Source organism: Mycobacterium sp. (genome assembly GCF_035640695.1).
GTDB lineage: Bacteria > Actinomycetota > Actinomycetes > Mycobacteriales > Mycobacteriaceae > Mycobacterium.
Window position 1 is genome coordinate 1 of sequence record NZ_DASQVQ010000177.1, and the last position, 7,402, is coordinate 7,402.

6 protein-coding genes and 1 pseudogene are annotated in these 7,402 nt (G+C 64.9%); all 7 read right to left on the reverse strand.

Annotated elements, in window-relative coordinates; genetic code table 11:
* Window positions 1–92: 92 nt before the first annotated feature.
* Complete coding sequence (locus VE759_RS21055; RefSeq protein ID WP_324936052.1) at window positions 93–809, reverse strand: MIP/aquaporin family protein; 717 nt, start codon at window positions 807–809, stop codon at window positions 93–95.
* 244 nt (window positions 810–1,053) lie between these two features.
* Window positions 1,054–1,278 (reverse strand): hypothetical protein, encoded by a 225-nt coding sequence (locus VE759_RS21060; RefSeq protein ID WP_324936054.1) that lies wholly within the window; start codon window positions 1,276–1,278, stop codon window positions 1,054–1,056.
* Window positions 1,279–1,700: 422 nt separating this feature from the next.
* Window positions 1,701–3,716, reverse strand: coding sequence for a GAF domain-containing protein (locus tag VE759_RS21065; RefSeq protein ID WP_324936056.1), 2,016 nt, complete (start codon window positions 3,714–3,716; stop codon window positions 1,701–1,703).
* 387 nt (window positions 3,717–4,103) lie between these two features.
* Window positions 4,104–5,231 carry an AI-2E family transporter gene (locus VE759_RS21070; RefSeq protein ID WP_324936057.1) on the reverse strand — a complete coding sequence of 376 codons (1,128 nt, stop codon included), beginning with the start codon at window positions 5,229–5,231 and terminating at the stop codon, window positions 4,104–4,106.
* 175 nt (window positions 5,232–5,406) lie between these two features.
* Window positions 5,407–5,859 (reverse strand): nitroreductase/quinone reductase family protein, encoded by a 453-nt coding sequence (locus VE759_RS21075; RefSeq protein ID WP_324936059.1) that lies wholly within the window; start codon window positions 5,857–5,859, stop codon window positions 5,407–5,409.
* A gap of 254 nt (window positions 5,860–6,113) precedes the next feature.
* A complete protein-coding gene (locus VE759_RS21080; protein ID WP_324936061.1) occupies window positions 6,114–7,007 on the reverse strand; it encodes a LysR family transcriptional regulator ArgP in 894 nt (297 codons plus the stop codon).
* A 59-nt stretch (window positions 7,008–7,066) separates the two neighbouring features.
* A pseudogene (locus VE759_RS21085) lies at window positions 7,067–7,402 on the reverse strand (amidohydrolase); the annotation flags it as partial.

Sequence of the window (7,402 nt, forward strand, 5' to 3'; positions counted from 1 at the left end):
CGGCGTCAGTGGTGGTAGCGCGGCGCCGCGTGTGAGTGATGATTTTTTTCTCGTGGTGAACTTCGGTCGGCTGATCCGCGTGTGCGGCAACATCATTTGTCCTTGGGGTTGAGCACCAGGAACGCGCCGCCGGCAGCCGCACCGGCGATGACCTGTGCCAGCAGGTAGACCCACAGCGTCGGCCAGGCGAACATGCCCATCACCGCGGCGCCCAGACTGACGGCCGGGTTGAACGCACCGCCGGAGATGCCGCCGACGGCGACGGCGCCGGCGACAAGCGTGAAACCGATTGCGAGGCCGTAGAAGGAGTTGTTCGGGTGGTCCTTGCTGGTGGCGACGTTGAGCACGACGTAGCACAAGGCGAAGGTGAACAGCAACTCAACTACGAACGCGGCCAACATGGTTCGCCCCGCCAGTGTTGTTGTCGTGATCGCGGCTTGCACGGGGTGAACGACCGCGTGCACCACCAGTGCGGCGACTATTCCGGCAACAAATTGGGCGATCCAGTATCCGACTGCGTCAGCCAACCCGATCCGGCGTCGAACAAGGGCAGCCAGCGTCACTGCGGGGTTGTAGTGTCCACCGGAGATGTGGCCACCGGCGTAGACCATCACCATCAGGGCCGCACCGATGGCCAACGGGGCCAGCGAGCTACGGCTGCCCACGGCGGCGCCCACGGTGAATACCAGAAAGAATGTACCGATCGCCTCGACGGCGTATTTGACCGCGGCGCGGGGGGCGGTGGTGGTGCTGTTGGCATCTGGGACAGTGACCGCCCGAAGTGATGATCGTGATGTGTCGATTGCCATACGACCCAGAGTTGCGGGCCCGGAATAAAATTGCGGCGCGGCTGACGCCCATTGGCCACCCCCGCCAGCGGTAATCTATGCCTGCCCGTCACCTGCAATTGACGCGTTGTCACGTTCCGTGGGCGTCTTGATGGGACGATGCCGTCGTGAGATCGCCTGGGGGCAAGCTGAATAACAGCGCTACGAGCCAAGGTGGCGCCGGGCGAATTCCGCCCGGCGCCACTTTGGTGCCAGTTCACGCTGTTTAGCGGCGCCAGCCCCAGGGGAACCAACCGTAGCCGCCGCCGTGCCAGCCACCGCCGTGCCAGCCACCACCGTGCCAGCCGGTGTCCACGGCCACCGGCGCATTGGCGCTCGTTACGGACTGAGCCGTCGCGGGTTCGGCCATGGCGGTCGGTGCGGCGGCAATAGCAACCGCGGCAGCGCCTGCCGCCAACCCCGATGCGATGAATTTGCGTCCAATTCGCATAGTGAGTTTCCTTTCTTGTTTTCTTTCTCTTGGTTTCCGGGTGCCGCTAAGGCGTCACGTCCTTGTGCCCCGATGCCGCGCCCGGCGTACTTGTCGTCCCGGCCGGGCGCCAGCGACGGTCGAAGCCGCACGGGCTTCATCGCATAAGCGCTCGCAGTTGGCCATGCCTGCTCCATGTGGTCGAAACTGAACGTTTAGTTTTCCTGTCGAATGAGTCAAGTCTTCGGCCGCCCGTTTTGATTCCGGGGGGCCGTGTGAGGTCCGTCTCAGCAGGCCATGCCGCGCAGTACCTTGTGGGCGACGGCCCATGGCCGCGGTGGTCATCTTAGGATTGCGCGTCCGCGACGCGGTCGCCCCACTAACCAATCACCCTGGGCGGCAGGAAATTCCGCGCACTCGCCAGCGGCGGCGACGCGCATATGTCACCCCGTGACTGGGATGGTCAGGTGCACCGATGTGCCGCTTCCCGGCGGGCTGGTGATCTTCAGGTGGCCGCCGAGCACTTCAACACGGTCTTTGAGCCCGATGAGTCCGGAGCCCTTGCGGGAATCGGCTCCCCCGATGCCGTTGTCTTGGATCAATAGACGGAGATTGGCTCCGTTCGTTACTGCGCAGACGGTCACCTCGGAGGCTTGGGCATATTTCGCAGCGTTGGTCAGCGCCTCGGCCACCACGTAGTAGGCGGCGACCTCGACAGGTTCAGGCAATCGGCGCCCAACCGAAACGTCGACGTTGACTGGAACCGTACAGCGGCGGGCCAGCGTCTTCAGTGCTGGGCCCAATCCGCCCTTCGACAGGATCGCCGGATGAATCCCCCGCGAAATCTCTTGCAGTTCGGAGGAAACCGCGGTCAAACCCGACACCACGCCGGAAAGCTGCTCCTTGAGATCGTCCTGTTCGGAGCGCAGTGAGGCCTCGGTCACGCGCAGTTGCAGTCCAAGTGAAACCAGCCGCTGTTGAGCCCCATCGTGCAGGTCGCGCTCGAGTCGGCGCCGGGCGTCGTCGGCGGCCGTCACGATACGGGCCCGCGAGGCGATCAGTTCGTCGCGCGTCGCGGCGTTGGCCAAGGCGGTGGCAACCAGATCGGCGAAGTCGCCAATGCGCTCTTCGGTACCCCGTGGTGGGGGCTCGGATCGGTAGGAAGCGACGACAGCGACGCCCCAGAGCCGTCCGTCAACGATGACCGGTGCTCCGACTGCGTTACGAACCCCGTCCTCGCGGGCCTTCGCGCCGAATGTGCCAACGGCATTCTGAAGCCACTCGATGCGCGCCGCACCGCCGGTGCGGAACACCCTCGCGGCGGCGCTGTCACCCTCAAGTGTCATCCGTTCCCCCACCGCCCGGAATCGCGCCCCCGGTGGGTGACTGACCGCCATCAGGATCGCCGAACCATCAGGCTCGTAACGCCACACCGCACCGATGTCCATGTCCAGGCATCGGACGATTTCCTCGGCCACGGCGTTGAACAGCTCGGACGGCTCGACCCCGCGGGCCACCAGGGTGGCCACCCGCCGCAATGCCGACTGTCGCCCGGCGAGTTCACCGAGCTGCTCGCGGGCGGCGGCGTTGGCGAGTGCGGTGGCCAGCAGATCGGCGAAGTCGCCGAGGCGCGCCTCGGTGTCGGCCGGCATGGGGCCGGGTGTTACCGAGGCGACGGCAGCCTGGCCCCACAGGCGCCCATCGACGATCACCGGCGCTCCGACCGCCGCGCGCACGCCCAACTGACGGACGCGTGCGGCGATCGGACCGGCGGCATTCTCATAGTCGTCGATTCGTGCGGGCTGGCCGGTGCGTAGCAGGACCGATGCGAGGTTGTCGCCCTCGATCGGTGTTCGCGTGCCGACGGGGGGCAACTTCGCCAGCAGCGCTGGCTCGGCGGCCGCGGCGAGCAACGTAATCTCACCGCTTGCCTCGAAGCGCCACAACCCGGCGGTCTTGGTATCCAAACATCGGCGCATCTCTTCGGCCACCGCTTGGAACAGCTCAGCGGGGTCCACCCCATGGGCCACCAGGGTGGCCACCCGCCGCAACGCAGCCTGCTGCTCGGCAAGCACGCTAAGCCGTGCGCCGCTCTCCTGCAGCTTCACGGCGGCGCCCTCAGCTTCGCGGCGGCGTTGCCCCGCCTCGATTTCGCGCGCTCGCGCCCGCCCGGCGACAAAGTTCGTGCACAACGCCACCACCAGGAAGACCATGACAATTACGCCGTTATGCAGGTCGAACGGTGCGAAATATCCGCCCGGCCACAGGCGGATGCACGCGAAGACGACGGCGCTAAGCAGCGACGTGGCGACCGACAACCCCAACCCCCACACCGCGGAGACCACCACGACGCCCAGCAAATAGATCGTTTCGAACGCCTCACCTGGCGACTGGCGCTGCAGGAACACGACCACAAGCGTCTCGAGCGCAAGGATCGCGGCGGCGACCACGATCCCCACTGCAATAGGCGGAACGCAGGGCCGCAGCAAGCCCGACAGGAGACCTGCCCGCGCCGATTGCCGGCCTACTTCGTTACTAGAACCGCGAGGCGTGGGCATCCGGCCAGCCGGCTCGGCTGGAGTCGGAACGGTTTGTCGCGCCACTGAATCCTATCGCCGTCCTATCGCCGTCCTATCGCCGCATGCGTCTGGCACGGTCGCTTTCGCTCATAGCTTGCCGTGGCCGAACATTTCTTGTCAGGATTGCGCCTCGGCGACGTCGTGTCGCCACCGCTGACACCCATCCGTGTCCCCCAGCCAGCCGGAATCGATGCTTACCCGCTAGCGTCCACGGAAGGCAGCTCCGGAGAGTACCCCGCCGGGGTCCCGCAACAGAGGGCGTTCCCGTCAAAGCTCGTCGAGCCGCGGATAGAGCACTTCCTGCACGAGCAACTGGACCGCAGCGGCGATCGGAATGGCAACCAGCGCGCCGACGATCCCCAGCAGTGCACCTCCGACGAGGACGGCGAGCAAAGTGGCGACGGCGGGAACGCGGACCGCGCGGCCGATGATCTTCGGTACCAGCAGGTAGTCCTCGGCGAGCCGGAACACCACATAGAAACCCACGGTTGCGAGCGCCACTGGCAATGACACCGTCAGCGCCACTGCCGCGACGATGAGGCCGGCGACGGTGGATCCAAACGGAATCAAGTCGAGCAGCGCGACGAAGATCCCCAGCAGCAGGGGATAGGGGATGCCGAATACGACCAGCCACAGGAATGTGGCGACCCCGGCAATGACCGATATCACCACATTGCCGAGCACATAGGCGCCGACCTTCGCGTAGACCTGGTCACCGATCAGGATCGCCCTGGGCCTGCGCGAGTGCGGCACCAGCCGGTACAGCGTCGCGCGAATGCGGGGCATGTCGGCGAGGAAGTAGACCGTCAATACCGCGACGATCAGCAGGTCGGCCAGCGCCCCGAAAATCACTGTTCCGGCCTTGACGACCTCTGCCACCGCCGATCCGCCGGCGCCGTTCACCGTCTCGGTGATCCGCTGCTGTAAGTGAAAGCGGTCGTTGAGCTTGCCAATCCACGACGAATGGTCTTGCACCTGTTGGATGTAATGCGGTGCCTGGTCGACGAATTGGCGGGCCTGCTGTGCAAGCGGGGGAATGGCCGCGGCGAGGGATCCCGCGAGCACCGCGAACACGACGACCAGCACCACGGTGACGGCCGCCCACCGGCGCAGCTTGTGGTTGACGAGCCATGAGACCGCGGGCTCGAGTCCCAGTGCGACGAAGAACGCCACGCCGATCAACACCAACATCGACGAGACCAGCACGAGTCCGCGCACCGCGCCGTAGGTGACGGCAACACCTGCAGCCCCCGCCAGCCCGACGAAGAATGGGGAGCGCCAGTCCAGGCGGTGCCCGGGCGGGCCCAGTGGCTGCTCGTCATCGCGGAGATCTGCGGCCCGACGCTCGGCCTCGGCGATTGGCCCCTCGTCGTCGGAGTGCGGTTGGCCCACCATGCGGTGGTGAGCAACTTCCGGTTGCGCCAAGTGCACCTGCTAGATGTCCGTTAACCCGGGCAAAGGCGACCAATTCGCCGCTACCTACATACCCGAAGGCGTGGCGTTTAAATCAGTTGGACACCACCACGCATTTGGCACGTAAAGACTGCTGCGCCCACTGAAATACTTGCCACTATCTCGTCGTCTTCGTCGATGCACGCAGTGGCGTGAGCGCAAACACTGGGTGGTCGGCGTCATCGGGCAACTGCCGAAACAATCTGGCGGTCGCCTTGCTGGCCGTGGCCTTGTAGGCCGCCAGGATCGGTTTCCTGGCTGCTACCGGCATCTCGGTGGCCACGTAATCGGCCACATCCGACTTGGTGAGCTTGACGTGCGGGTTGGCACGTACGTTTTTCACCCATTCGGTTTCGCCGCGGACGGACACGAGATACTTCACGCCGTCGACGTCGACCGGGGTCATCGGTATCGTCTGCGGCAACTTGCTGCGACGTTTGATTACGGTCATCGGCTCGCTCTTGACCACACCGGTCGCCAGCGCGATCCGGTTGAAGATCCTGGCGAAGAACCACGACGGCTTGATGTATCGCCTCACACCCAGAACTGCTCTGTCTGCGATTGTCCCCATGATGGCGGCGTCTCCTTTTTTGTAGAAGTGGTAGGCACAGACCGGCCACGCCGGTTCGGCTCGCCTCATCGAGGTTCGACCGTGCCGCCCATTGGGCGTGCGACGCGGGGTCCGCATCAGTTCAGATACGGTCAACGACCACAATCCATCGGTCGGCTGATCAGGCCGTCCACGGCGCGGTTACCGGAGTGGTTGCGCACCTGGAATAGCCACCGCTGAACTCGCGTGATCGGCGGCGAATCGTTGACCAGCAACTACCTGCGGCGCCGGCGCAGATCCGCGGCCGCCGATCGGACTGCCTCCGTTACCGCCTTCACCATCGGGTTGTCCAGCTTCCAGCACTGCCAGAACAGGGGCACGTCGAGATGCGCATCGGAGATCCGCACGAACGAGCCGTCGGCCAGCGCCGCGGCGGCCAAATGCTCGGGGTACATACCCCAACCCAGTCCGGCCCGAACCGCGGCCCCGAAACCCTCGGCGGTAGGTACGTAGTGAACCGGCCTGCTGATAGATCGACGGAAAGCCTTGCGCACCAACATGTCTTGCAGCGCATCGTCCCGGTTCCACGCCAGCGACGGCGCATTCGCGGCGGCCTGCTTGGTGAAACCGTCCGGTAGCCAGCGTTTAACGTACGACTGGCTGGCCACCGGCAGATAGCGCATCACCCCCAGCGACTCCACGCGACACCCCGGTACCGGAGTTCGCTCGGTGGTGACCGCACCCATGACGGCGCCCTCGCGCAGCAGCCGCGCCGAATGGTCCTGGTCCTCGATCCGGATGTCGAACAGCACATTGGGCAACTGCCCGAGCACACCGGTAAACCATGTCGACATCGAATCGGCATTTACCGCGATTGCGATCCGCGCCCGGTCTGTTTGTTCACCACCGGCCGTCTCTGCTAGCGCTTCGGATTCCAGCATCGCTGTCTGTGCGGCCAGTCGCAACAGTGGAACCCCGGCAGCCGTTGCTCGACAGGGCTTTTCACGAACAATCAGGACCTGTCCGACCCGCTGCTCCAATGCCTTGATGCGCTGACTCACCGCTGAGGGCGTCACGTGCAACCACTCGGCCGCCGCATCGAAGCTGCCGAACTCGATCACCGCCGCCAACGCAGCCAGCTGATCGGCGCCGAGGCGCGTCTCATACATATGGCGGATCCGCCATTGTCTGCCAGTTCAAACGAGAATCCGCCATCCCGTTGGAAAATCTACAACCAGTTAGACGGACCACCCGCGGCATGGGCGCCGGCCAGACGAGGAATGAGCGTGTGGGCGTTGCCGTGCAGGACTTGTGCGTGCAGCTGTGGCCTGGACTCGAAATGGGTGTCGACATTGGTGGTGTACCAGCCGGCCATGTCTGGGCTCACCGCGGCGAAGTCGGTTCCGAACAGGATCTGCTCAGGGGAGGCGAAGTTCTCCAACGCTGTGAGGTTGGTTTCAAAACCCGACAGCGCCGTCTCAAAGTAAAAGGTGCGGAAATCGGCGATGATCTCTTCGGGACTGAGTTCGCAGCCAAGGTAGTTGGAGAGCACCGCCACTCGTGC

What these genes read in the sequence shown, in the direction of transcription:
- VE759_RS21055 (WP_324936052.1), bottom strand. Translation starts at nt 809, where the DNA reads ATGGCAATCGACACATCACGATCATCACTTCGGGCGGTCACTGTCCCA.
- VE759_RS21080 (WP_324936061.1), bottom strand. Translation starts at nt 7,007, where the DNA reads ATGTATGAGACGCGCCTCGGCGCCGATCAGCTGGCTGCGTTGGCGGCG.
- VE759_RS21060 (WP_324936054.1), bottom strand. Translation starts at nt 1,278, where the DNA reads ATGCGAATTGGACGCAAATTCATCGCATCGGGGTTGGCGGCAGGCGCT.
- VE759_RS21070 (WP_324936057.1), bottom strand. Translation starts at nt 5,231, where the DNA reads ATGGTGGGCCAACCGCACTCCGACGACGAGGGGCCAATCGCCGAGGCC.
- VE759_RS21075 (WP_324936059.1), bottom strand. Translation starts at nt 5,859, where the DNA reads ATGGGGACAATCGCAGACAGAGCAGTTCTGGGTGTGAGGCGATACATC.